Source organism: Nitratidesulfovibrio termitidis HI1 (genome assembly GCF_000504305.1).
GTDB classification, from domain to species: Bacteria; Desulfobacterota; Desulfovibrionia; order Desulfovibrionales; family Desulfovibrionaceae; genus Cupidesulfovibrio; species Cupidesulfovibrio termitidis.
The window spans coordinates 2,193,000-2,217,165 of record NZ_KI632512.1 but is presented as its reverse complement, the minus strand read 5'-3'; the positions used below and the strand labels follow the sequence as shown (position 1 = coordinate 2,217,165).

At 67.1% G+C, this 24,166-nt stretch carries 19 protein-coding genes; 11 read left to right on the top strand and 8 right to left on the bottom strand.

Annotation, left to right across the window (positions count from 1 at the left end):
* Window positions 1-166: 166 nt before the first annotated feature.
* The 5 genes from DESTE_RS09110 (at window position 167) to rfaD (ending at window position 6,183) form a co-directional block, all read left to right on the top strand.
* A complete protein-coding gene (locus tag DESTE_RS09110; RefSeq protein WP_245590788.1) occupies window positions 167-766 on the top strand; it encodes a tetratricopeptide repeat protein in 600 nt (199 codons plus the stop codon).
* A gap of 115 nt (window positions 767-881) precedes the next feature.
* Window positions 882-1,610, top strand: a complete 729-nt coding sequence (locus DESTE_RS09105; protein WP_035067067.1) for a metallophosphoesterase family protein — start codon at window positions 882-884, stop codon at window positions 1,608-1,610.
* A 416-nt stretch (window positions 1,611-2,026) separates the two neighbouring features.
* Complete coding sequence (locus DESTE_RS09100; protein ID WP_035067065.1) at window positions 2,027-3,934, top strand: protein kinase domain-containing protein; 1,908 nt, start codon at window positions 2,027-2,029, stop codon at window positions 3,932-3,934.
* Window positions 3,935-4,122: 188 nt separating this feature from the next.
* A complete protein-coding gene (locus tag DESTE_RS09095) occupies window positions 4,123-5,058 on the top strand; it encodes a YkgJ family cysteine cluster protein (protein ID WP_035067064.1) in 936 nt (311 codons plus the stop codon).
* A gap of 141 nt (window positions 5,059-5,199) precedes the next feature.
* Window positions 5,200-6,183: an ADP-glyceromanno-heptose 6-epimerase gene (gene rfaD, locus DESTE_RS09090; RefSeq protein WP_035067061.1), complete on the top strand. Its 984-nt coding sequence runs from the start codon at window positions 5,200-5,202 to the stop codon at window positions 6,181-6,183.
* A gap of 181 nt (window positions 6,184-6,364) precedes the next feature.
* On the opposite strand, the gene DESTE_RS09085 is transcribed toward rfaD, so the two are convergent.
* The 5 genes from DESTE_RS09085 to mutL form a co-directional block, all read right to left on the bottom strand.
* A complete protein-coding gene (locus tag DESTE_RS09085; protein WP_035067059.1) occupies window positions 6,365-8,014 on the bottom strand; it encodes a nickel-dependent hydrogenase large subunit in 1,650 nt (549 codons plus the stop codon).
* Window positions 8,015-8,025: 11 nt separating this feature from the next.
* Window positions 8,026-8,994: a hydrogenase small subunit gene (locus DESTE_RS09080; protein WP_035067056.1), complete on the bottom strand. Its 969-nt coding sequence runs from the start codon at window positions 8,992-8,994 to the stop codon at window positions 8,026-8,028.
* Window positions 8,991-9,395 carry a cytochrome c3 family protein gene (locus DESTE_RS09075; RefSeq protein WP_035067054.1) on the bottom strand — a complete coding sequence of 135 codons (405 nt, stop codon included), beginning with the start codon at window positions 9,393-9,395 and terminating at the stop codon, window positions 8,991-8,993. The genes DESTE_RS09080 and DESTE_RS09075 overlap by 4 nt, the downstream gene beginning before the upstream one ends.
* A 228-nt stretch (window positions 9,396-9,623) precedes the next feature.
* Window positions 9,624-11,147, bottom strand: coding sequence for a response regulator (locus DESTE_RS09070; protein ID WP_035067051.1), 1,524 nt, complete (start codon window positions 11,145-11,147; stop codon window positions 9,624-9,626).
* A gap of 237 nt (window positions 11,148-11,384) precedes the next feature.
* A complete protein-coding gene (gene mutL, locus DESTE_RS09065) occupies window positions 11,385-13,562 on the bottom strand; it encodes a DNA mismatch repair endonuclease MutL (protein ID WP_156925307.1) in 2,178 nt (725 codons plus the stop codon).
* Between the two features lie 367 nt (window positions 13,563-13,929).
* Here mutL and DESTE_RS09060 point away from each other — a divergent pair, with 367 nt between their 5' ends.
* The 4 genes from DESTE_RS09060 to DESTE_RS09045 all read left to right on the top strand — a co-directional run bounded on the left by DESTE_RS09060 (window position 13,930) and on the right by DESTE_RS09045 (window position 16,917).
* Window positions 13,930-14,640, top strand: a complete 711-nt coding sequence (locus DESTE_RS09060) for an ABC transporter ATP-binding protein (RefSeq protein ID WP_084559557.1) — start codon at window positions 13,930-13,932, stop codon at window positions 14,638-14,640.
* The gene (locus tag DESTE_RS09055) at window positions 14,637-15,434 is read left to right on the top strand and encodes an ABC transporter permease (protein ID WP_035067046.1); all 798 of its coding nucleotides are present in this window, start codon (window positions 14,637-14,639) and stop codon (window positions 15,432-15,434) included. Before DESTE_RS09060 ends, DESTE_RS09055 begins: the two co-directional genes overlap by 4 nt.
* A gap of 182 nt (window positions 15,435-15,616) precedes the next feature.
* Window positions 15,617-15,940: a hypothetical protein gene (locus DESTE_RS09050; protein ID WP_035067044.1), complete on the top strand. Its 324-nt coding sequence runs from the start codon at window positions 15,617-15,619 to the stop codon at window positions 15,938-15,940.
* 305 nt (window positions 15,941-16,245) lie between these two features.
* Complete coding sequence (locus DESTE_RS09045) at window positions 16,246-16,917, top strand: hypothetical protein (RefSeq protein WP_156925306.1); 672 nt, start codon at window positions 16,246-16,248, stop codon at window positions 16,915-16,917.
* Window positions 16,918-16,974: 57 nt separating this feature from the next.
* Here DESTE_RS09045 and purE read toward each other — a convergent pair whose 3' ends face one another.
* Both purE and purD read right to left on the bottom strand, forming a co-directional pair.
* On the bottom strand, window positions 16,975-17,475 hold the full coding sequence (gene purE, locus DESTE_RS09040; RefSeq protein WP_035067041.1) for a 5-(carboxyamino)imidazole ribonucleotide mutase: 501 nt from the start codon (window positions 17,473-17,475) through the stop codon (window positions 16,975-16,977).
* Window positions 17,476-17,711: 236 nt separating this feature from the next.
* A complete protein-coding gene (gene purD, locus DESTE_RS09035; RefSeq protein ID WP_035067038.1) occupies window positions 17,712-18,989 on the bottom strand; it encodes a phosphoribosylamine--glycine ligase in 1,278 nt (425 codons plus the stop codon).
* A 496-nt stretch (window positions 18,990-19,485) separates the two neighbouring features.
* Here purD and DESTE_RS09030 point away from each other — a divergent pair, with 496 nt between their 5' ends.
* Window positions 19,486-20,781, top strand: a complete 1,296-nt coding sequence (locus DESTE_RS09030) for a phenylacetate--CoA ligase (protein ID WP_035067037.1) — start codon at window positions 19,486-19,488, stop codon at window positions 20,779-20,781.
* A gap of 456 nt (window positions 20,782-21,237) precedes the next feature.
* Here the strand turns inward: DESTE_RS09030 and DESTE_RS09025 are convergent, their stop codons facing one another.
* Window positions 21,238-22,476 carry an EAL and HDOD domain-containing protein gene (locus DESTE_RS09025; protein WP_035067036.1) on the bottom strand — a complete coding sequence of 413 codons (1,239 nt, stop codon included), beginning with the start codon at window positions 22,474-22,476 and terminating at the stop codon, window positions 21,238-21,240.
* Window positions 22,477-22,906: 430 nt separating this feature from the next.
* Between DESTE_RS09025 and DESTE_RS09020 the strand changes: the two genes are divergently transcribed.
* A complete protein-coding gene (locus DESTE_RS09020) occupies window positions 22,907-24,115 on the top strand; it encodes an HD-GYP domain-containing protein (protein ID WP_035067035.1) in 1,209 nt (402 codons plus the stop codon).
* The last annotated feature ends 51 nt before the right edge of the window (window positions 24,116-24,166 follow it).

The following is a 24,166-nucleotide window of genomic DNA, read 5'->3' as shown; positions in this document are numbered from 1 at the left end:
CCGATCTACTACCCTGCCTCTGTATGCGCACATGGCACAGCCAATGCAAATGTTTGTGATAATGGCGGGATAGGGCGCACGTACACCTTGCGCGCCGCCGGGCCGTGCTTATGATGGTGCTGCCCGTACCGAGGCCGTCATGCACCCCGGCAGGCAGGAGAACACCATGAACACCAACCTTCGCACGCTTACCCTCGCCGCCGTGTTGGCGGCGTTTGCCGTTACGGGCTGCGCCACTACCAGCATGCGCGCCTCGTCGCAGATGGAAGAAGGGCAGTTCCGTCAGGCTGCGGAAACCTACGCCGCCGCCCAGCGCGAAAATCCCGACGACTGGCAGGCGGGCGTGCGGCGCGGCTATGCGCTGTATCGTGCCGGAGACTACCAGGCCGCGCAGGACGTCCTGAAGCCCTTGTGGACCAACCGCCGCGCCGCCGAATACGCCCGGTTCTGGGCGGGCATTGCCGCCATTGCCGCCCGCGATGAAGCCGCCGCCCGCACCGCGTGGGCGGAATGGACCGCCAGCCGCTTCGAGGTCGTGCGGGCCATCCGGCCCCGCGTGCAGCAACTGATGTCCGGCGAACTGGCCCTCGGCCCGCAGGCCGCCAGCGGCTATGTTGCAGAGGCCGCCACGGCCAACGGGCGCGAAGCCCGCGCCGATGCCCGCTACAATTGGCGGCCTCTGTCGCCCGGCTACTCGCCGTCTTACGAGCGCGACGCCTTTTCCGACACCATGCTGCCGGTGACGCCGAAGCCGTATCTGCCGTAGGCAATGCAGTCTCTCGGCCCCGGCGGGTTCTCCACCCGCCGGGGCTTTCGCGTTCCCCGGCTGCGCATCCTCTCCCACCCTTCCCAACCATCCCCACGCCTGCTATCCGTAAGCCATGAAGCTGGCGGTCATTTCCGACATTCACGGCAACCTTGGCGCGTTCAAGGCGGTACTGGCCGACATGGACGCGCAGGGGGCAACCTGCGCCGTGTCCCTTGGCGACAACGTGGGCTACGGGCCAGACCCCGGCCCGGTGCTGCGCCTTGTGGCCAGTCGGCACATCCCTTCGGTGGCGGGCAACCACGAGATGGCCGTGGCCGACGCCCGCTGGCTGCGCGAGTTCAACAGCCAGTCGCGCGATGCCGTGCGCATGACCATGGACTGGCTGGACGACGACGAGGTGGAACTGGCCCGCGCCATGCCCCGCGTGCTGGTGCGCGATGGCTGCCGCTTCGTGCACGGCATGCCGCCCGATTCGCCCTTCACCTATCTGTACGAATTTCATGGCAAGCGGCTGGCGTCGGTGTTCGACCGGTTTCCGGAGCCCATCTGCTTCGTGGGGCACACCCATGACCTTGAACTGGTCCGGCGCGACGCCGACGGCGTGGTGGCCCGCGAGCCGCTGACAGAAGGCGCGCGCGTGCTGCCCGCCGGGGGGCGCTATCTGGTCAACGCGGGCAGCGTGGGCCAGCCGCGCGACGGCGACAACCGCGCCAAGTACCTGTTGTGGGAACCCGCCCAGCGCCGCCTGACGGTGCGCTTTGTCCCCTACGACGTGCAGGACGCCGCCCGGCGCTTCCGCGAGGCGGGGGTGAATGAGCGGTATGTGCTCCGTCTGCTGTAGCGATTGCGTCAAAATTGTCCTTTCGCCCGTTGGCTGACCGACCCGAAGGGCGCGAAGCGTGCCCGTTAGGTGAGCTTGCGAACCTTACGGGCATCGTGCGCAACGCGGTCAAACTTCGTCTGCCATGGCGTTGCTGTCCTTATCCGTAAGGTTCGCTGCGCTTCCCTAACGGCTAAGGCTCGGTCGAATACGATAAGAGTATGCGTTGCGGTCCTCATCCGTAATGCTCGAAGACTCGCAAAACGGCTGAGGCACTCCCTCATGACAGACTCGTTTTCCTTGCCAACGGACGAAAATCCTAATTTTGACGAGGTGCCCGGCCCGCACGTCCGTCGTGGCATGACATCCTCCCCGCCATCCTTTGTCATGGCTCACCCCCCGTGCGCCGCGCGCATCCCGCTGCAAGGATTTTCCCCATGCGCATAGGTCGTTACACGGTCTGCGGCCTGCTGGGCCGGGGCGGCATGGGCGCGGTGTACAAGGTGCGCCAGCCGGTCACCGGGCGCATCGCCGCGCTGAAGCTGTTGCGCCCCGCCGACACGCTGGCCGACCTTTCCGATATGGACGACCTGCGCCGCCGCTTCCTGCACGAGGCGCAGGTAATGGCCGCGCTGGACCACCCTCACGTGGCGGCGGTGTGGGATGTGGATGTGGCCCCGGCGGGCACGTTGCGCCTGCCCTCCGGCGACGATTTCTGCCCGCCGCCCGATGCATGGGGCGAGGGCGCGGGGACACCGATTGCGGAGGACGCTGGGGGTGTGGAGGTCGCGGGAGATACGCGAGACACGACCTCCGCCGCCCCGGAGGACTGCGACCCGGAGCGCGACCGCGCCGACCGCGTGGCCCGCTTCGGCGATCTGCCGTTCTTCGTCATGGAATACTACTGCCTGAACCTGGGGCTGCTGATCGGCGAAAGCTACCGGGTAGAGGCCCCCACCCGCCGCCTGCCGCTGCCGCGCGCCTGCCGCTACGCCACGCAGACCCTGGACGCGCTGGCCCGCATGCATCACGCCGGGGTGATCCACCGCGACGTGAAGCCCTTCAACATCATGGTCACCGCTGAAGACGACGTGAAGCTCATCGACTTCGGCCTCTCGCGGTTGCGCGGAGAAATGCAGCCCCTGCCGCGCGGGGTAAAGGTGGGTTCGCCGTACTACGCCGCACCGGAGCAGGAGCGCGACCCGGACGCGGCGGATGGCCGGGCCGACCTGTTTGCCGTGGGGGTGATGCTGTTCCGCATGCTGACCGGCGTGCTGCCCACGGACGAGGCCTTTGGCGGGCGCATCCCCCGCGCCAGCAAGCGCCACGCGGATATGGACACGGCGTGGGACGACTTTTTCGCGCGGGCCATGGCCCGCGACCCGGCACAGCGCTTTGCGGACGCCCGGACCATGGCGGCGGAACTGGATGCGCTGGTGGCCGCATGGCGTCAGCGCGTGGATGCGGTGTGCCTGCTGCCGGACATGGACGGCGCGCCGGGCGATGCTGGCTTGACCAATGATGCTGGCGTGCCGGGCAATGCGGACCACGGAGCAGATGTCGCCCCCGATGGGTCGGGGGACACGGAGGATGCCAATCCTTCGGCTACGGGCGGCAACGCGGCGGTGAACTCCATCGTGCCCGGCCAGATTGCTGCCGTCAGGTCCGCCCCCGTCAGGTCCACTCCGGTAAAGGTCATGCCCCGCAACGCCCGCGCCCTGTTCGGGCTGGACGAACTGTGGCGGCCCACCGGGGTGTTCGCGCCGTCACCTCCTCAATCGGGTGCAGGTCGCACCGGCGGCCCAACTTGTGGACTGCTGCCGGGTCTTCCCGTGCGGGAACCCGTGGCGGCGGAGGCTGCCGCTGGCGCCGCTCCTGCCGGTTCCCCCGCCGAGCGCGGCGCGGCTGGCCTTCTTGTTTCCCCCGCCCCCGCCAATCTCCCCGCCAGCCCGATTGATCTTGCCGCGCTGGTGGCGTACCAACCGGCTACGGGGCTGCTGTGGCAGCGCGGTGGCAGCGAATGGGGGCTGACCCTGGCCGAGGCCTGCGCCCACGTGACCGGTCTGAACGCGGCGCGCTTCGCCGGGTTCGACGACTGGCGGCTGCCCACCGTGGACGAGGTCTGCACCCTGCTGGCCCCGCCGCCGGAAGGGGGTGGGCACTGCGTGCCCCCCGTGCTGGACCCGACCCCCGACCCGCTGTGGACGGCGGACCGCAAGGCGTTCACGGCGGGGTGGTTCGTCAGCGCGTCCATGGGCTTCGTGGGCTGGCAGGACGACACCTGCCGTTTTCATGTGCGTGTGGTCCGGGCAGTCCGGGGTGTGCGCGGCGACGTTCCGGCGTGAATTCGGGCATGGGCTGCACGGGGCCACGACCTTGGCGTTGCCAACCCGACGCCGCGCAGGCGGCTCCCACCTCGCCAGCTCTCCGGCCTTCATTCCGCCGCCCGTGCGCAGCTTCCCGAACGCTGCGCTCGACTTGACCGCGCACAACTGGCTTGCTCCCAACGCTTTTCATCCCTCACGGAATCCGGATGCACAACGAACACGACATGCCCGCCCTGGCCCCGCAGGATGACGCCGCCAACGTGGACTGCCGGGGCTGCGGCACTTGCTGCCGCAAAGGCGGCCCTGCCCTGCACACGGAAGACCTTGCCCTGTTCCGGGCCGGGCATCTGGCTCCGGAACATTGCCTTACGCTGCGCGCGGGTGAACTGGCCCGTGAGTTGAGCGGCGACCTGCGCCCGCTGGAGCGCGAACTGGTGAAGCTGCGCCCGCGCATGGCAGCGCGGGACGGCGACTGGTCCTGCCTGTTCCTGAATCAGGCCGACAGCCGTTGCGGCGTCTACGCGCACCGTCCCGCCGAGTGTCGCGCCCTGCTGTGCCGCGATACCTGGGCCATCCAGACCCTGCACGCCGTGGACCGGGTGACCCGGCTGGACGTGCTGACGGCATGGGCGGAAGGTGTGGAGGAACGCACCGGAAGGGCCCGACAGGCAGATTCGACAGGTCAGGCGGATTCGGCAAGCCGGGCGGATTCGGCAAGCCAGGCCGATTCCAAGGGTCAGGTTCTCGCAGGCTGCGCCGACCCCGGCGTGCCGTGGGCAGACATTCTGGCCGCGTACGAGGAACGCTGCGGCTACGCTGTGCTGGCCCCCGTGGGTGCGACCCTGCGGCGCGCGGCGGACCAGTTGCGCGCCCGCAACCCCGGCATGGCGCACCCGATGCCCCTGCCCGAAGGGGCGGACGATACGGCGGCGCCGGACGAGGTCGCTCACGCCGTGGACGCGTTTCTGGAAGCCGTGCGCTTCGATTTCGCCTTCCGGTCCATCGTGCGCGAGCGGGCCGGGGTGGCCATGGAAGAACTGGACTTCCTGCTGGGGCGTACCCTTGCGGCCACGGCGGTCATGTACGGCGTGGCCGTGCGCATGACGGCCAACGGCCCGGAACTGGTGGTGCTACCCGTCTAAACCCGCCTCCATGGTTACAAGGCACGCTGGTGCCGGTAGTGCGACCATCCTCCCGTCGCCCCCTTGCCCTGCGGCCCGCATCGCGGCATCATGCCGCACGCCCGGCGCATCTGCCGGGCAGCCTTCGCAAAGGAGCCTGAAATGTACATCGTCACCGGCGGCGCAGGGTTCATCGGCAGCGCCATGGTCTGGAAGCTGAACCGCATGGGCATCGACGACATCATCATCGTGGACAACCTGGCCACCACGGAAAAGTGGAAGAACCTCGTCAACCTGCGCTACGCGGACTACATCCACCGCGACGGGTTCATGGACATGGTCCTGCACGGCGACCTGCCGTGGGAAGTGGACGCCATCGTGCACATGGGGGCGTGCTCGTCCACCACGGAACGCGACGCCGACTTCCTGATGGAAAACAACTTTCGCTACAGCCGCATGCTGTGCACGCTGGCCATGCAGACCGGCGCGCGCTTCGTCAACGCCAGCAGCGCCGCCACCTACGGCGATGGCGCGCTGGGCTTTTCCGACGACGACGAACTGATGCCCCGCCTGAAGCCCCTGAACATGTACGGCTACTCCAAGCAGCTGTTCGACCTGTGGGCGCGGCGCGAAGGCCTGCTGGATTCCATCGCCAGCCTGAAGTTCTTCAACGTGTACGGCCCCAACGAATACCACAAGGACGACATGCGCAGCGTCATCTGCAAGTCGTTCCACAACGTGAACAACGCGGGCCGCATCACCCTGTTCCGTTCCAACCACCCGGACTACGCCGACGGCGGCCAGATGCGCGATTTCGTGTACGTGAAGGACTGCGTGGACGTGATGTGGTGGCTGTTGCAGCACCCCGAGGTGGGCGGCGTGTTCAACGTGGGCACCGGCGCCTCGCGCACCTGGAACGACCTGGCCCGCGCCGTGTTCGCGTCCATGGACCGCCAGCCGGTCATCGAATACATGGACATGCCCGCGCACCTTGCGGGCAAGTACCAGAATTACACCCAGGCCAGCATGGACAAGCTGCGCCGGGCCGGGTGCGACGTGCCCTTCCGGTCGCTGGAAGAGGGCGTGGACGACTACGTGCGCGGCTACCTGGCCACCGACGATCCGTACCTGAGCCCGGAAGCGTAAGGGCCGGACAGCTCCCCCCAAAAAAGAAGACAGCGAAACGGGGCGGACCGCGCGCCATGCGCGGTCCGCCCCGTTGTGCGTTTGTCGTGTTCTTTTCAGGCGGCGCGCTGCCGGCCTGCCCGCGTAATTGTCGGGCCGTCCGCTGCCGCCCCTGTCCCGGTCGTTCCGGTTGTCCCAGCCGCTACAGGATGCGGAACGACCGCTTGCCCCCCGCGTGCAGCACGTGCACGGAACAGGCAATGCACGGGTCGAACGAGTGCACCGTGCGCAGCAGTTCCACCGGGCGGTCGGGGTCCAGCACCGGGTTGCCCATCAGCGATTGCTCCACTGCGGACGGCTTGCCCTTGTCGCAGCGCGGGCCAAGGTTCCAGGTGCTGGGCACCACCATCTGGTAGTTGGCGGTCTTGCCCTTTTCTATGCGTATCCAGTGCGAAAGCCCCCCGCGCGTCACCGCGCAGAAGCCCACGCCCTTGGCCTCGTCGGGCATCTTCCATTCCTTGTAGATTTCCACGGGTCCGGCCTTGGCGCGGTCTTCCAGGTCGTTCAGCCAGCCCTGCACGCGGTTCATCAGGATGACGCTTTCCACCATGCGCGCCGCCGTGCGGCCCATGGTGGAGAACAGGTTTTCCTGCTTCAGCTTGCAGGCGGCAAGCCAGGCGTCCAGCCGGGTGACGGTTTCCTTTTCCCCGCGCGAATAGGCGATAAGGCGGCGGGCCAGCGCCCCGGTTTCCACGGCCTCGCCCTTGTAGCGCGGGGCCTTGGACCACGAATAGTGGCCGTCGGGATCGTAGCCGGTGTAGTCCGGGTCGGTCACGCCGTCATAGGGATGGGCGGGCGGCCCCGGCTTGTACCAGCCGCGCGACAGGTGTTCCTGAATCTGCGCGGGGTCCAGGTCCTCTGCCTTGCCGATGGCGTGCCCCCACAGCACCCCGCCCCGGAAGAACGGGTCCTTGCCGGTTTCCGGGTCGTGGAAGTCGGAGAAGTCCATGTAGTTGGTGGTGCGCCCGTACGCGGCTACCTCGGGGTAGCGGCGGCCCAGAATGGTCAGGTCGCCCAGGTAGTTGTGGTTGATGAAGGTGCGGCATTCCTCGTACAGGGCGCGGAATTCCGCCAGCCGTTCGGGCCGCAGGGCCTCGTAGCAGGTCACCCCGCCCACGCGCATGGTCTGCGAATGGGGGTTTTTGCCCGCGAAGATGGCCATGGCCCTGGCGATCTTCATCTGCACGCGCAACGCTTCGATGTAGTTGGCGGCCAGCACCAGGTTTTCTTCCGGCGACAGGCGGTAGGCCGGGTGCCCGCCCAGGAAGTAGGCGTTGTCCAGCCAGCCCAGTTGCCCGGCCTCCACGAATTTCTTCAGCCTGCCGTGCACCACGAACAGGTCGCCGGGGGCGACATCGCGTCCGGAAACCTGGGACGCCAGCTTGGCCGCGGCCACGGGGTCGGCCTTCAGGGCGTTGGCCACGTCGCAGAAGTCCAGCGAATGCAGGTGGTAGAAGTGCACCAGATGGTCGTGCACGATGAGCGTGGCCAGAATCAGGTGGCGCACCAGTTCCGCCGCCGGGGGGGCCTTGAAGCCCATGGCGTTTTCCACGGCGCGGATGCTGGTCAGCGAGTGGGTGGTGGTGCACACGCCGCAGGCGCGCTGCACGTAGTTGTGCACGTCTTCCGGCGGGCGGCCCTTGACGATGATTTCCAGGCCCCGGAACAGCTGGGTGCTGGACCATGCGTTGTCCACCACCCCGTTCTTGACCGAGACGTCGATCTTCAGGTGTCCCTCGATGCGGGTGACCGGGTCCACCACGATGCGGCCGGTATAGGCTTTGTCAGCCATGAAATGCCTCCTCAGGCGTCATCGCCCTTTTCGCGCACGTCGCGGTTGAAGGGGGCAAGCTGGTCCCAGAATCCGGGTTCGCTGCATCCTATGCAGGGCGCGCCCGAGCGCACCGGCCAGGTGGTCTGGTTGAACAGCGCGGTTGGACAGTTGTTGTACGTCCACGGGCCACGGCACCCCAGCTTGTGCAGGCACCAGCCGTCGCGCGCCTGCTGCGACGAGAACGACAGGGCGAATTCGCCCTTGTCGAAGTGGGGCCGCCGTTCGCACATGTCGTGCACGGTCTTGCCGTAGAACAGCTTGGGGCGGCCCGAGGTGTCGAGCTCGGGCAGGCCCTTGGTCAGCAGGTGCACCACCGTGCCCACGAAGTTCACGGGGTTGGGCGGGCATCCGGGCAGGTTGATGGGCGCGATGCCCAGCGGCTTCAGCGCCGCCCCCACCCCGATGGCTTTCGACGGGTTGGGCGCTGCGGCCTGGATGCCCCCGTAGCTGGCGCAACTGCCTATGGCGATGACGCCCTTGGCCTTGCCCGCCACCTCGGTGAACAGCGAAAGCATGGTCTGCCCGCCCACCTGGCCGTACAGCCCGCCGTCGCGGGTGGGGATGGCCCCTTCGATGACGCAGAAATAGCCGTCCGGATTCTTCATGGCCTTTTGCAACGCGGCGTGGGCGGCGTGCCCGGCGGCGGCCATGACTGTCTCGCAGTAGTCCAGCGAGACCACTTCCATGATCAGCACGTCGAAGTACGGATCAACAAGACGCAACAGTGCTTCGGTGCAGCCGGTGCATTCCGCGCCGTGCATGTACACGACCGAAGGCTTCTTCTTGCCTTCCAGCGCGCGGGCGATCTGCGCGCCCATGGAGACATCCAGCCCCATGGCCACGGCCACCATGCCGCAGAATTTCAGAAAGTCGCGCCGTGAGACGCCGCGTTCCTCGGCCTCTGCACGGCGCGCCACGAATTGGGCGAGAGCGTTCATTGGGCCTCCGTCTTCTTGTGGCAGCCACGGGTGCACGAGAGGGGCGGCATCTTTCCGGCCTCGCGCATCTTGCGGTGGCAGCCCAGGCAACTGTGGGTGCTGTCGTTGTGCCAAGCCATGTAGAACGACGAGGTGTCCGTGACCGTGGGCTTGTTGTGGCACTGGGTGCAGGGCAGGAACTGGCCGAGGGTCCTGTCCGACTCTTCGTGATGGCACGAATCGCAGGAATTCAGCACGGCGTGCTTGCCGTGCGGAAAGGTGACCGGAACCACCCATGCGGCCATGGGCTGGTTCTTGTCGGGCCGTTTGATGATGATCTCCTTGGGCACCTCGTACGCCAGCAGCGCCGTGGGCAGCAGGAGCAGGAGGAATGCCGCCGCAAGACATCGGATACGGTGCATCGGGTTCGCCTCCCTGATGGGGGTTGTGGATGCTTGAACGTATTGGCGATGCCTATGGTGGCGAATGATAATCATGATGGGATACAAAATAGGATAACGTGTTACCGGATGTGGCAGGGCCGCCGGAAGTGAAGGCTGGACTGAAGTGAAGGCCCGGCACCTGATGGGGCCGGGCCTTGGAGCGCACGGTGTGGGGATGGGGCGTAATGGGGGCGGGCGACAGCGGCCTTACTCTTCGGCCAGCAGTTCGGCCACGTCGTCGGGGTTCACGGGCACGGCCAGCATCAGCAGCAGGCCATCGGGTTCGCGCCGGACGTGCAGCAGGCAACTGAGGTCGCGGGCCAGCTTGTAGCTGACGGCCAGCGGCTGCGGTCCCTGTTGGCCGCCGAAGGGCATCAGCGCAAGTTCCGCGTCGTGGGGCAGGGGCGATTCGGTGCGCATGTGCACCTCCACCAGCTGGCCCCGGCCCAGGTCGCGGCAGCGCAGTACGGTTTCGCTGCCGGGTGCGCCGTGCTCCACGGCCAGGCCCGCCATGCCCACGATGATCTGGGCCAGCAGGTCCGGGTCCGACTGGATGGGCGGCAGGTTCGTCTCGGCCTCCACGCGCAGTTCCACGCCCTTGCGCAGCAGGGGGGCGTGCAGCAGGTCCGCCGCAAAGTCCAGCACGGCGGCCAGGCTGCACGGGCGGGGCACGATGTCCACGGGGGCCAGGTACTGCTGCACCCGGTTGATCAGCGCTTCCAGCCGGGTGGCCTCTTGAAGCACCACTTCCGCCTCGTGGGCGTCGGGAAACTTGCGTTGCAGGGTGCGGGCAAAGCCCGCCAGCGCAAAGACCGGGTTGCGGAATTCATGAGCAATCTCGTCCACCAGCGCGCCCAGAGTGTTCAGCTTTTCACGTTGCACCAGCAGCCGCTCCAGAAACACCCGGCGTGAAAGGTCGATCAGTACGCCCTCTATGCGACCGGGCATGCCGCGCGCAAGGTCGGGCGAGGCAACGGCGGTGGAGCGCGCCTGCACGAACAGGGGTACCCCGCGCGGGTTGATCATGCGAAATTCCAGAGAAAACGGCGTGCTGGCGGAAAACGCGCCGGAAAACGCGGCGCGGACCCGTTCGCGGTCTTCGGGGAACACGTTGTCCATGAACCAGCCGGGTTCCAGCAGGGCATCGTCCGGTGACCAGCCCAGCACGGGGCGGCAGGCCTCGTTGACGAAGGTGAGTTCCAGCGCGTCGTCCAGGCTGAAGACCACCACCGGCAGGCCCTGCACCAGTCCGGAGTAACGCGATTCCATGGCCGACAGCCGTTCGCGCAGGCGGCGGCGTTCCAGGCAGTTGCGCACCGTGAGCACCAGCATGTTCATGTTCAGGATGGGCTTGGTGATATAGTCCCACGCGCCCAGCTTGAAGGCGTTGATGGCGTCGCCTATCTCGGCCCGGCCCGAGACCACCACAACCGGCATCTCGGGCGATTCCTGGGCGATGCGCTCCAGCACCGCATCGCCGGAAATGCCGGGAATGCCCAGGTCCAGCAGCACCACGTCGGGCCGGAGCTCGCGCACCGCGCGCAGCGCCGCGATACCGTCCTCTGCCTCGACGACGTCATAGCCTTCATCGGCAAGCCATGCGGCGATGGACTGGCGGATGACCGGGTCGTCCTCCACCGACAGCACGCGGGCGGGGTGCCCATGCGGGGGGAGCGGCGGCGACTGGGGAGACAGGGGGGAGCGGGGCGGCTGCGGGGGCTGTGGACACATGGGGCCGGGCTCCTTGCGGCCGCGCGGCAGGGGCGCGCGGGCAGGCGTTGCGGACACGGGCGGTGTCCGGCGGCAAAGGGCTCAGGGCGCGCGCAGGGCCGGAACGGCAAGGCGCCAGCGTCTGCACGGCGGGATCCTGTACAGAGTACCCCGGCGGTGGCGCCGGGTAAAGGGGCTGAGTGGAATTGGGGGAAAGGGCGGGCGCGGCGGGGGAGGGGCGGAAGGAACGCGCAGCCTCTACGTCCGGCGTTTGAACATCCGCTCCATCTCGCCGGGGGTGAAGGTGAGCACAGCCGGACGGCCATGCGGGCAGAAATCGCGCCCCGGCGTGGCCAGCCACTGGGCCACCAGCCCGGCGGCCTCGTCGGAGGTCAGGCGCTGCCCGGCCTTGATGGCGCCCTTGCAGGCCATCATGGCCCACAGCGCATCCAGGCTGTTGGTGCGCCCGGCCACGGCCTCGCGCAGGAAGGCGGCGGCTTCGGACCGGTCCAGCAGGGCGGGCACGGCGCGGGCGCGTACCGTGGCGCCGGTGGTTTCCAGCGCAAAGCCCAGGGCCTCCAGGTCGGGCCGCAGTTCGTGCAGCCGTTCCGCCTCTGCCGGGTGCAGGGGCAGTTCCACGGGCAGGGCCAGAAACTGGCCGCCGCCCGCCGTGCCGCGCCGCCGGATGCGTTCGTGCAGCACGCATTCGTGGGCGGCATGCTGGTCCACCAGCAGCAGGGTGTCGCGGCCTCGGCGCAGCACCAGATAGGTGTCCGCGATCTGGCCGAGGTAGGTGTACTCGCCGATGCGCACGCCGCCCTCGCGGGTGTCCTCCGGAATGATGCGCGGCGGCGTGAAATCCGGCGGGGATTGCGGCGCGGCGGAGGCGTCCGGGTCGGTGAACGGGCGGGAGCCATCGGCAAGCAGGCCGGGCGAGGCGGCAAGGCCCGCTTCCTCGGCCACCAGCAAGGCGGGTGCCGGGCCGTCGCGCCGCACGCCGGGCAGGCCGGGGCGGAAGTCGATGCGCGGGTCCGCGGAATTCGCAGGTTCTGCGGGGGCAGTACCCGTCACAGTCCCGGAGACGGACGGCCCGAACGGATCGAGCGGAGCGGGGGCGGCGTGGCCCTCATGCGTGCTGTCGCCAGCCATGGGGGCGTAGGGATCGTCTTCGCGCTGGCGCTTGTCGATGATCACGTCGCGAGCGTCGGCCTGCCCCCAGAAGCCCAGGGGGCGCGCCTCGCGCCGGGGGGCGTCCGGGTCGGAAACATTCGGGAGAACGGGGTGGTGCTGCGACGATTGCCCGAACTGGCCGTAATCTCTGGCAGATTCATCGCCCGCGCCCATGGCGGGCATGCGGTCCAGCGATTCGCCCAGCGCGCGCAGCACGGCCACGAACACGGCGCGCTCGTCGCGAAAGCGCACCTCGTTCTTGGCCGGGTGCACATTCACGTCCACCTCTTCCGGGTCGATGTCCAGAAACAGCGCCAGTTGGGGGTATTCGCGGGCCAGCAGGCGGCCCTTGTATGCCTCGCGCACGGCTTTCAGCAGCAGCCGGTCGTTGACGGCGCGGCCATTGACGTACAGCAGCATGCGGTCGGGTCGGGGCTGCGCGCCGCGCGGGTCCGCCGTCAGGCCGTGCACCCGGATGCCGTCGGTCATGCGGTCGAAGGGGTGCAGGGTGTCCACCACCGCCGGGGGCCACAACACGGCCAGCCGCCGGGCCAGGGTCTGCCCGGCGGGAAAGCGCAGCACCTCGCGTCCGCCTGCGGTCAGGGTAAAGGCCACGTCGGGCCGGGTCAGGGCCAGCCGTGCAAAGAGTTCCTGGGCGCGCTTCAGTTCGGTGGATTGGGTTTTCAGGAATTTCAGGCGGGCGGGCACGTTGGCGAACAGATCGCGCACCTCGACGATGGTGCCCCGGTGCAGCGCAGCCGGGCCTGCGGACACCACATGGCCGTGCGCCACTTCGATATAGGTGGCCTCTCCGGGGGTACCGTCCCCCCCGTCGGCAGTCACCGGGGCGGAGGTCATGCGGAACCGCGACACCGAGGCGATGGAGGGCAGCGCCTCGCCCCGGAAGCCGAAGCTGCCGATACGGGCCAGTTCGGCGAGGTTCGCCACCTTGCTGGTGGCGTGGCGGGTGACGGCCAGTTCCAGTTCTTCCGCCGGGATGCCGGTGCCGTCGTCGCGCACCATGATCAGCGACTGCCCGCCGTTGTCCAGGGTCACCTCCACGGTGGTGGCTCCAGCGTCCAGGCTGTTTTCCACCAGTTCCTTGACCACGCTGGCCGGGCGTTCCACCACCTCGCCCGCGGCAATCTGGTTGCGCAGGTCGGCGGGCAGCACCTGGATGCGGCGGCGCGCACCGGGCGCGGAGGGGGTGTGCGTTGCGTTGTCGGAAACGGGGGAGGGGGCGGTGTCGTGGTCGTGCGTGTGCATGGTTCCTCTGTAGCCACTCGGGCGGGCAAGGTAAAGCGGCGGCGGGGATGCCTGCGCGGCAGGGGACGGGTGGGGGCTGTCCTCGCTAGTAGTTCCGGCCCGTGCTCGTCCTGCCTGTGCCCGCCTTTGTCCCTGTGCGCATTGACGACAGCCCGCGCGGTGCCATGCCCCGCATTTGCCCGGATGATAGTTGATGACACCCCGGCGCACCCGGCGGTAGATTGGGGGCATGCAGCCACTTCTTCAGTTCGATGACATGTCGTTCGCGTATGCGTCCGGCATTGCGGGGAATGGTGCGGCCAGGCCGGGCGCGGGAACCGCTTCGCCGTCCGCGCAACCCAAGCCGTCCGGCGGGCCGTCAGCGGTCGTGCCCGTCGCCGTTCCCGCCGCTCCCACCGCCCAGCAGGGTCACCCCGGCCTTGCCCACGTGAATCTTGCGGTGCACCCCGGCGATTTCGTGATGCTTACCGGGCCGTCGGGCGCGGGCAAATCCACCCTGCTGCGGCTTGCCGTGCGGCTGGAAGAAGCCGACGCCGGACAGGTCCGATGTGGGGGCCGACCGGTGGCGGACATTCCACCGGCGGAACTGCGCCGCACTTTGGGCTTCGTGCAGCAGACCCCCACGGTGGGCGCAGGCACGGTGCGCGACAACCTGTTGCTGCCGTTCACCTTTGCGGCCAACAAGGAATTGACCCCGCCGGACGACGCGGAACTGGCCGGGTGGCTGGCCCGTTTCCGGCTGGCCGGGGTGGGGCTGGACGCCACAGCCTCCGCGCTCAGCGTGGGGCAGCGCCAGCGGGTGTGCATCATTCGCACGATGCTGCTGCGCCCTGCCGCCCTGCTGATGGACGAACCCACCAGCGCGCTGGACCCGGAAAGCAGTGCGGTGGTGGAAGCCCTGACCGAGGAACTGAACGAGGACGGGGTGACCGTGCTCATGGTTACCCACGGGGCCTACCGCCCGGTGCGCCGCCCCTGGCGCGACGTGCGCGTGCAGGACTGCGGGGTGCGCGAAATAGCGGTAGGTCATCCCGGTGACGCGGATGCCGCCGCAATGGCCGCCGGGGGTGCCGCATGAACGATCCGCTGGGCATGGCCTACATCCAGATCGGGCCGTGGCAACTGGCCGTGGCCGTGGTGTTCGTGCTGCTGGCGGGCGGGCTGTCGCTGGTGCACCACCTGAAGCTGGAGCGCGACCTGGCCATCGGCACGCTGCGCACCTTTGCCCAGCTGTTCGCCATGGGCTACCTGCTGCGCATCTTGTTCGGCCTGCAATCGGCGTTGCTGGTGGTGGGCATGTACATGGTCATGACCTGGTTCGCGGCGCGCATCGTCAAGGGGCGGGTGCGCGAGAAAAGCGTGGACTACTTCATGCCCACCCTGCTGGCGGTGCAGGTGACCTTCTTTCTGGTCACCTTCGTGGTCACGGGGCTGATAATCGGGGCCAAGCCGTGGTGGGAGCCTCAGTACTTCATCCCCATCGGGGGCATGGTGGCGGGCAATTCCATGAACGCGCTGGCCGTGGCGCTGGACCGGCTGTTCTCCGACCTGCGCGCCCACCGGGCAGAGGTGGAAATGCGCCTGTGCCTTGGCGCGGACAGGGACGAGGCCAGCGCCGACATATTTCGCGAAGCGTTGCGCGCGGGCATGATTCCGTCCGTCAATTCCATGATGGGCGTGGGGCTGGTGTCCATACCCGGCATGATGACCGGCCAGATAATGGCCGGGGCAGACCCGGCGGACGCCGTGCGCTACCAGATAGTGGTCATGCTGATGATCGTTGCATCCACGGCGCTGGCCACATTTATCGTGCTGCACCTGGTGCGAAGGCGTTGCTTCGGGCGCGCGCATAACTTACTGTTGAAGGCATAGCCCGTGGAAAAGGCGGACGGCCCGTCAGGTGACGGCGACGGCGACGGTTACGGACAGTCGCCACGACGCCGGACGCCCGCCATGGATCGCTTCACGGGAACAATCGGGAGGATGAACGACCAACGATTCCGCGACCATCAAAAGGTTCGGCACGAGCCGGGCACAAGCCAGGGAGGAACGCCATGCGCCAGATTGACCGCATTGATCGCGTTGTTGAGCGGCAGCCCCACGTGCCATCGCAGCCGAAAGGCTATGACCCTGAACTGATGTTTGTGGAATGCGCCCGTTGCGGCAGGCCGGTGATGTGGGAACATGGCCGCGCAACCGTTGTACTGCATGGCGTGGGCGTGAACGCCGCCGACATTGACGAGCACTGCATGATCGTCACCGACGGCTGCGCGCACTGCCGCCCGGAAGAAGACGAGTACCGCCTGAAGGTCATCCGCATCAGCGAAATCGTGCACCGCGACCTGCTGCGTGACGGGGAGCCCATGGGCAACGCCTGAGGGTAAGCCGAGGCGCGGAAGGACAGGTACGGACCCCCCGTGCGCAGAAGGACCGGACACGAGAGCAACGGATACGAGCAGGCCGGACACAAGGGTGTCGGCCACCAGAGGTTTTGACGGGTTCGCAACCCCTCCCGGTTGCCCCGCGGCAAGGGAACGCTTCCTTTCCGAAAACGGACCAAACACATGACGGCCGCGTCCCGATGGAGCGCGGTCGTCGTTGTGTCGGGGGGGGAATGATTGCTTGTAGTTCGCCTGTCTATTAAGAAATAATTATGTGGGGGGGCTAAAAACGGAGGGGAAGCATGTTTCGTTCAGTTTTTTTCATCATGCTTGTTGCGCTGGCGTTATCAGGGTGTGCATCCAAAGAAAGAGGTGGCCACGGAAATGAGTTTGTGTCGACTGCGTCACCAAGGATGCGAGTAGTTCTGGATGATAAAATGGTATACATGGGGGCGCTTACAACCCGCAGGAATGTTCATGCCGACGATGACAAGGTGCAGTCAGGGGCTCAAAGCGCGGAACGCCATTTTTTTGTTGGCAAAAACAAAGATGGGTATAGTGGTGATATTGTAGTCTTTGAATTTGGAAGCATGCTTTTGAGCGGCTTGGAATACCTTCCGATCACTTCAGATATTGCAGGAGAGTATCTGGTAAAATCATCATATATCGACGACAAAGTTGGGGGATTCTCATGCTTTATTTATAGGCGTGAGATCGTGAAGGGTAAGGAGTATAGTGAGCTCTTTGAAAAGTATGGTGTCACAGGGAGGACAGGGTATTATGTATCATTTACGTGCGGAAAGCGTGTGTCTGGGAAAGAACGGGTAATCATAGAATACTTGGAGCAGATGCCGAGGAGTCGCTTGAAGGAGTTGTTTGGGGCAAAATATGAGTATCTCGATGATGCCGGGAAAAAGGCGGTGCGAGATTTTGAGGAAAAAGCAAAAAAAGCCATCAGAATTATGCCGGAATAATGAGAAAAGCGACAGGTTGTGCGAGCCTGTCGCTTTTCTCATTCAAATGGATATCGCCTACTTCCGGTACCGGGCTTCCAGTTCTTCCCCGGCCTTTTCCGCGTCGGCCTTCATTTTGGCGCGGGCGGCGGCAAGGCGTTGCGACAGAGCCGGGTCAGCCAGGGCCAGGATTTGCGCGGCCAGCCAGGCGGCGTTGCGCGCGCCTGCCTTGTCCAGCGCCACCGTGGCCACCGGAAAGCCGGGGGGCATCTGCACCGTGGCCAGCAGGGCGTCCATGCCGCCAAGGGCGGACGCCGCCACGGGAATGCCGATGACCGGCTTCTGGGTGCGCGCGGCCACGGCCCCGGCCAGGTGGGCGGCCATGCCCGCCGCGCAGATGAACACCTGGCAGCCTTCGGCTTCCAGTTCGGTCACCAGCCGTTCCGTGCGTTCCGGGGTGCGGTGGGCGGAGCTGACGGTGAACAGGTAGGAAATGCCCAGGCTGTCGAGCACTTCGGTGCACGGGCGTACGGTGTCCTCGTCCGAGGCGGAGCCCATGAAAACGGCAACTTTGGTCATGACGGGTCTCCTGTTGTCGATAAGAGTTCGGTAAGCCCGCGTTGCGTGCCGCCGTGTGTCGCTGTGCGCCGGTTCAGACCGGGCAGGCAATCGCCGGACGGCGTAGCGGAAGCGCGGGCGGTGCCGGAAACGTCATGTGCGGTGCAGGCCGGATTGATTGGGGCCCGGCGGGACCGTGTTCGCTCGGCAAGGGCCAAGCGGCAGCCTGTCGCCGCCGCCTTTCCCCATGTGCGGGGCTAGCCCCCGCGCTTCAGGCCCTTGGCGCCGATGTCGCTGCGGTAGTGGGCGTTGTCCATGCACACCTTTGCCACGGCCTTGTACGCCAGCGCCTGTGCGTCGGCCAGGGTGTCGCCAAGGGCGGTGACGCACAGCACGCGCCCGCCGCGCGACACGGAAGCGCCGTCGCGCTGCTCGGTGCCCGCCTGAAACACCTTGACCGGGCCCAGCGCCTCGGCATCGCCGATGCCGGAAATGGTCATGCCCTTGGCGTAGCTGCCGGGGTAGCCCTTGGCCGCCATGACCACGCCCAGCGCGGTTTCGCGCTTCAGGGGCAGGGTGGTTTCGTGCAGGCGGCCCTGCGCGCCCGCCACCATGATGGCGGCAAGGTCGCCGTCCAGGCGCATCAGCAGCGGCTGGCATTCCGGGTCGCCGAAGCGGGTGTTGAATTCCAGCACCATGGGGCCATCGGCGGTCATCATCAGGCCCGCGTACAGCACCCCGGTGAAGGGGTGGCCGCGCTTGATCAGTTCGCGCAGCACGGGGCGGATCACGAGGTCGATCATTTCCCCGTAGCGCGATTCGGGCAGCACCGGGGCGGGGCTGTAGGCGCCCATGCCGCCGGTGTTGGGGCCTTGGTCGTTGTCGAACACGGCCTTGTGGTCCTGCGCCGAGGGCAGGGGGATGACCGTTTCGCCGTCGCACAGGCACAGGAAGGAAGCTTCCTCGCCCGCCAGCGCGCTTTCCACCACCACGCGGGCGCCGGCGTCGCCAAAGGCGCGCTTGACCATCATGTCGTCCACGGCTTGCAGCGCCTCGTCCACGGTGCGGGCCACCACCACGCCCTTGCCCGCGGCAAGGCCGTCGGCCTTGACCACCACGGGCGCGCCGTTCTGGCGGATGTAGGCGCGGGCCGCATCGGCATCGTCGAACACGCCAAAGGCGGCGGTGGGCACGCCCGCCGCGCGCATGATTTCCTTGGCGAAGGCCTTGCTGCCTTCCAGTTGCGCGCCGTAGGCGTCGGGGCCGAAGCAGGGCACGCCCGCCGTGACCATGGCGTCCTTGATGCCCAGCACCAGCGGCAGTTCCGGGCCGGGCACCACGAGGTCGATCTTTTCGTCCAGCGCAAAGCGCACCAGCGCGGGCAGGTCGCCATCGGAAATGGGCACGTTGGTGCCTTCAAGGGCGGTGCCGCCGTTGCCGGGCGCGATGAAGATGTCCTTGACGAGGGGGCTCTGGCGCAGCTTCCAGGCCAGGGCGTGTTCACGCCCGCCGGATCCGACGATGAGTATCCGCACGGTGGGCCTCCTGATGCGGCAAGGGGTGATGATGCGGGGGCCGCGCGGCTGCTGGCCGGGGTTTTCCCCCGCGAGGATTCGTGGTAGCTCTCTGGGGCGCCCCGGATTGTATACAATATGCGGGCGCCGCGCGATCAGCCTTCCGGTGCCAAACTGACTGGCCGTGACGACTGGCCGTGGCAACCGGCTGTGACCACCATCCGTGCTGATGATGTGCACAGGCCGCCGTGCCCGCCATGTCCGGTAATTCCCCGTCGGGGCGCAGCTTGCGGCAAAGCACCGGCTGCTTTCCGGTGGGTTGCCGATGCCCCCGCGCAAGGGGGGCTGGCCGGTGCGTCGCGTGGGCCTCAGATACAGGCTTTTGCGCCGCCGCACAAGCCGCGCGCCCGTTTGGTGCCCGCTCCGGGGCTGGCCCGCCGCGCTGCCCGGCCCCATTCGATCGAGTCCCGCTTTCATGCCGCACTTACATATTCCGCTGTCCCAGGAGTCCGCTTCCATGTCGCAGCAACGCTTTCTGCCCCACCTCGACCCCGAAACCCTGCATCGCGTGCAGACCGAGGGCCTGCGCTGGACCGTGCGCCACGCCTACGCCAACAGCCCGGCCTACAAGGCCAAGTTCGACGCGGCGGGCGTGCACCCCGACGACATCCGCACCCTGGACGACATCGTGCGCCTGCCCACCGCCAGCGTGGAAGACCTGCGCGAGGGGTACCCCCTGCCGCTGCTGTCCGTGCCGGAAAGCGACGTGGTGCGCATCCATGCCTCGTCGGGCACCACGGGCAAGCGCAAGATCCTGGCCTACACCCAGAACGACGTGGATACCTTTGCCCTGCAAATGGCCCGCTGCTACGAACTGGCGGGCCTGACCCGCGAAGACCGCGTGCAGATCGCCGTGGGCTACGGCCTGTGGACGGCGGGGGCCGGGTTCCAGCTGGGGTCCGAGAAGTTCGGCGCGCTCACCGTGCCGGTGGGGCCGGGCAACCTGGAGATGCAGTTGCAGTTGCTGGTGGACATGGGCGTGACCTGCCTGGGGTCCACGGCCTCCATGGCCCTGCTGATGGCCGAGGAAGTGGAGCGCAACGGACTGCTGGACAAGGTGAAGCTGCGCAAGGTGATCTTTGGCGCAGAAACGCACAGCCCGCGCATGCGCGCCGCCTTCGAGCAGAAGCTGGGCCTGACGGGCAGCTACGACATCGCGGGCATGACCGAAATGTACGGCCCCGGCACCGGGCTGGAATGCGACGCGCGCGAGGGCCTGCACTACTGGGCCGACCTGTTCATCATCGAGGTTCTGGACCCGGCCACCCTGCAACCGGTGGCCCCCGGAGAGGTGGGCGAGATGGTGGTCACCTCGCTGCGCAAGGAAGCCTCGCCGCTGGTCCGCTACCGCACCCGCGACCTGACCCGCATGCTGCCCGGCCAGTGTTCGTGCGGGCGGTGCATCCCCCGGCATGACCACATCCTGGGCCGCTCGGACGACATGATCATCTTCCGCGGGGTGAACATCTACCCCGGCCAGATTGCCGACGTGCTGCACGAGTTTCCGGTGCTGGGGTCCGAGTACCACATCCAGCTCAGCCGCACCGATGGCCGGGACGCCATGTTGCTGCAGGTGGAACGACAGGAAGGGGCTACGGCGGACAGCGACGCGGGCCTCACGCGCGAAGTGGGCGACCGCCTGCACAAGAAGCTGATGGCCCGCGTGGCCGTGCAGGTGGTGGACCCCGGCGTGCTGCCGCGTTCGTTCGGCAAGTCCAGGCGGGTGACCGACATGCGTATGGCCGACGGGTAGGGCCTGTTACCCTATGGTCTTTTTGCCCTCTGCCTGACCGACCCGAAGGGCGCGGAGCGTGCCCGTTAAGCGAGCCTGCGAGCTTTGCCCCAGCCGTAGGCGAGTATTCGAGCCGTACGGATGGGGACAGCAGCGATACGGGCATCGAGCGCAGAGCGGTCAGAATGATTTTTTATTCCGGTCGAATACGATAAGAGCGCGCTGCGGTCGCCATCCGTAATGCTCACAAGCTCGCATAACGGCTGACGCATACTCCCTCCATAAAAAACCGTTCTTCCTTGGCAGAGGACAAAAATCCTCATAGGGTAAACAGGCCCTTTTGGAGCGGCTGGGGCCAACGCACCGTCTTGCAAAGGTATTGAATGCACAAGGGCACACCGGTGGTGTGCCCTTTTTGCTTCTCTTGCTTTCCTGCGCGCCCGTGCGTGCCACGAACCGGCCTGGTGCCGTTTTCCGCTAGCTCAAAATCCGGCTGGCCCACACCTGGGCATCCACACTGCTGCGGGCCACGTCCACGGGTGAAAAGCCCAGCCTGGCCATCAGCGGCAGGGCCTCATCCCAGGCGCCGCGCTCCAGCAGCACGGCCAGGTGCAGTTCGTCGTGCATGGGCGAAGGCTCGCCGGAAAGGGCGGCGCGAAAGTCCGCATCCAGTGGCAGGTGGGCCAGCAGGACGGACATGGGAATGCCCAGCAGCGCATCCAGTTGCGACAGCAGCCCCAGAAGGAACATGGATTCCGGCGCATGGGAGCAGGTGCGCGTGAGGCCGCACAGCAGTTCCAGAAAGCGCGCGCGGGTCACGGCCAGCCGCATGGCCTCTGCCGGAGCGGCGCTGCCCGCCGTGTCGGCCAGGGTGATCACCAGCAGCCACTTGCGCAGCGTCTCGAAGCCCAGCAACGATGCCGCGTGCTGGATGGAGGTCACTTCCTTCAACAGGGCGAACCACGCGGAATTGATGTACCGCAGCAGGCGGTAGGTCAGGCCGGGGTCCACGGTCACGGCGCGTACCAGCTTGTGCGGGTCCGCCTCTCCGGTCAGCGACTGCATCAGGTGCAGGCGCGAGGTCTGGGCGGATGACAGGGTGCGCCCCGGCACGATGACCGGTCTGGCGAAGTGGTAGCCCTGGAACAGGGTGTACCCCAACATGCGGCACTGGCCGAACATGGCCGCGTTTTCCACCTTTTCCGCCAGCAGCACGGCGTGATGGCGCTTGCGCATGGTGGCCGTGAGCGCGGGCAGTTCCGCCGGGGGCACGCCCAGCACGTCCACCTTGATGATGTCCGCCAGCCCCAGCAGCGGCAGGGCCTGATCCTGCCCCACGAAGTCGTCCACGGCCAGCCGGTAGCCCGCCCGCTTCAGGGCATGCAGTGCCTCCACCAGTTCGGGCGTGGGCTGCACCGTTTCGAGGATTTCGGGGATGCACCGGTCCGGCGGCAGCACTTCCGCCGCGCCGGACAGCAGCAACCCCTCGGGAAAGTTGATCAGGAAGGGGGTGACGCCGGGGATGGTCTCGCTGGCGATGGCGTAGCCGTCGGCAATGACCGAGGCGGTGGCCGCGTCCGGATCGTCGATGCGCGCGGGGCCGCTGGGGCTGTCGCGAAACAGCAGTTCGTGCCCCCACAGCGCGCCAGCGGCATCGAAGATGGGCTGCCGGGCGATGAAGATGGTGGGCTGCTGCGAGGGGTTCTGGGCCTGCATGGGTGCGGGCTCCGCCCCGCGTGCGCGTTGAGCCAGGACGGCGCCGCATTGGCGACCCGTCCGGTGATCTATGAACGGCGCCGCATTGGCGGCCCGTCCTGTGAGCTATGGACGGCGCCGCATTGGCGACCCGTCCGGTGGGCTATGGACGGTGGCGCATCGGCGGCCCGTCCGGTGGTCTGGAGTGAGTATTCCAGTATGGCAGGTGCGACGGTCCTGGGCAAGGCGGTGATACCCCCAGAACCGCAGGAAGGGAGTAACGCCACATGGGGGTGAACCTGCATTGCATCGAAGGATGTCGCGGTGGCCCTTCATTCGTGCGGTCCTTCGATGCCGCAACGCCATGTGAGTAGTTGTTTTTTGCAGCGAAGATACGTAGATGCAAGGGGTCGCCGCACCGGCGGCAGCAAGGGGAGGGGAGGAGGCACCGGTGCTCAAGAAGATCTCCACGCGGGATCTCAAACCCGGCATGTACGTGGTGGACATGGGCCTGTCCTGGCTCGAGAATCCATACCTGTACAGCCAGGTGGGGGTCGTCGGCTCCGAGGGCGACGTGCTGCGCATCCAGCGCGAAGGCTTCATGGAAGTCTTCGTGGATACGCGCCGTTCGCTGGGGGGCGACGGCACCGACGGCCTGAGCGACGAAGAAGCCATTTCCGCCGAACTGGCGCGCGATCTCGGCGACGAGGACCCGCTGGCGCCCACCGTGCCCCTGGCGGAAGAAATGCCCCAGGCCCGCGCGCTGTACGACGATTCCGTGGGCTTCGCGCGCAAGGCCATGGACGTCATGCGCAAGGACGGCTTCGTGGACGTGCAGGCCGCCCAGCCCATGGTCGAAGGCATCCTCACCAGCGTCACCCGCAATGCCAATGCGCTGCTGGGCCTTTCCAAGCTGCGCTCTGTGGATGAATACACCTACACCCACTGCATCAACGTGGCCGTGCTGGCCGTGGTGTTCGGGCGGCACCTGGGCTTTGGCGACATCACCCTGAGCCGGGTGGGCCTGGCCGGGCTGTTCCACGACCTCGGCAAGGCCCGCGTGCCCGATACCATCCTGAACAGCCCGCGCCGGCTGACGCCGGACGAATTCAGCGTCATGAAGCGCCATCCCGAACTGGGGTGGGAGCAGGTGCGCGACAATCCCATGGTCTACGACGAGGTGCTGGCAGGCATGCTGGAGCACCACGAAAAGTACAACGGCCTCGGCTACCCGCGTGGCCTCAAGGGCGAGGAAATCAGCATCATCGCCCGCATCCTGGCCGTGGTGGACGTGTACGACGCCCTTACCAGCCGCCGGGTGTACAAGGCCGCCATGCTGCCGCACAAGGCGCTGGGCCTGATGTACGGCATGCGCGGGCAGGATTTTCACCCCGGCTTCGTGGAACGGTTCATCCGGTGTCTCGGCATCTACCCCGTGGGCAGCGTGGTGGAACTGAACACCGGGCAGCGCGGCGTGGTCAGCAAGGCCAACGCGCGCGAACCGCTGTTGCCGGAAGTGATCGTGGTGCGCGACCCCAAGGGCCGCCCGGCCCAGCACCGCAGGCTGGACCTTTCCGGCCAGACCGCCGTGAAGGTGGTGGCCTGCCTGGACCCGCGCGACTCGGGCATAGACCCCGGCCAGGTGCTGGGCGTTTCCTGACGCACGGGCCGCCGCTGCGATACCTTGGAATTTGCTGTCACTGTTCCGTTG

Coding starts and splice junctions, on each gene's coding strand:
- DESTE_RS09095 (WP_035067064.1), top strand. CDS start 4,123: ATGCACAACGAACACGACATGCCCGCCCTGGCCCCGCAGGATGACGCC.
- DESTE_RS09105 (WP_035067067.1), top strand. CDS start 882: ATGAAGCTGGCGGTCATTTCCGACATTCACGGCAACCTTGGCGCGTTC.
- DESTE_RS09100 (WP_035067065.1), top strand. CDS start 2,027: ATGCGCATAGGTCGTTACACGGTCTGCGGCCTGCTGGGCCGGGGCGGC.
- DESTE_RS09030 (WP_035067037.1), top strand. CDS start 19,486: ATGTCGCAGCAACGCTTTCTGCCCCACCTCGACCCCGAAACCCTGCAT.
- DESTE_RS09085 (WP_035067059.1), bottom strand. CDS start 8,014: ATGGCTGACAAAGCCTATACCGGCCGCATCGTGGTGGACCCGGTCACC.
- DESTE_RS09080 (WP_035067056.1), bottom strand. CDS start 8,994: ATGAACGCTCTCGCCCAATTCGTGGCGCGCCGTGCAGAGGCCGAGGAA.
- DESTE_RS09075 (WP_035067054.1), bottom strand. CDS start 9,395: ATGCACCGTATCCGATGTCTTGCGGCGGCATTCCTCCTGCTCCTGCTG.
- DESTE_RS09050 (WP_035067044.1), top strand. CDS start 15,617: ATGCGCCAGATTGACCGCATTGATCGCGTTGTTGAGCGGCAGCCCCAC.
- DESTE_RS09055 (WP_035067046.1), top strand. CDS start 14,637: ATGAACGATCCGCTGGGCATGGCCTACATCCAGATCGGGCCGTGGCAA.
- DESTE_RS09045 (WP_156925306.1), top strand. CDS start 16,246: ATGTTTCGTTCAGTTTTTTTCATCATGCTTGTTGCGCTGGCGTTATCA.
- rfaD (WP_035067061.1), top strand. CDS start 5,200: ATGTACATCGTCACCGGCGGCGCAGGGTTCATCGGCAGCGCCATGGTC.
- DESTE_RS09025 (WP_035067036.1), bottom strand. CDS start 22,476: ATGCAGGCCCAGAACCCCTCGCAGCAGCCCACCATCTTCATCGCCCGG.
- mutL (WP_156925307.1), bottom strand. CDS start 13,562: ATGCACACGCACGACCACGACACCGCCCCCTCCCCCGTTTCCGACAAC.
- DESTE_RS09070 (WP_035067051.1), bottom strand. CDS start 11,147: ATGTGTCCACAGCCCCCGCAGCCGCCCCGCTCCCCCCTGTCTCCCCAG.
- DESTE_RS09110 (WP_245590788.1), top strand. CDS start 167: ATGAACACCAACCTTCGCACGCTTACCCTCGCCGCCGTGTTGGCGGCG.
- purE (WP_035067041.1), bottom strand. CDS start 17,475: ATGACCAAAGTTGCCGTTTTCATGGGCTCCGCCTCGGACGAGGACACC.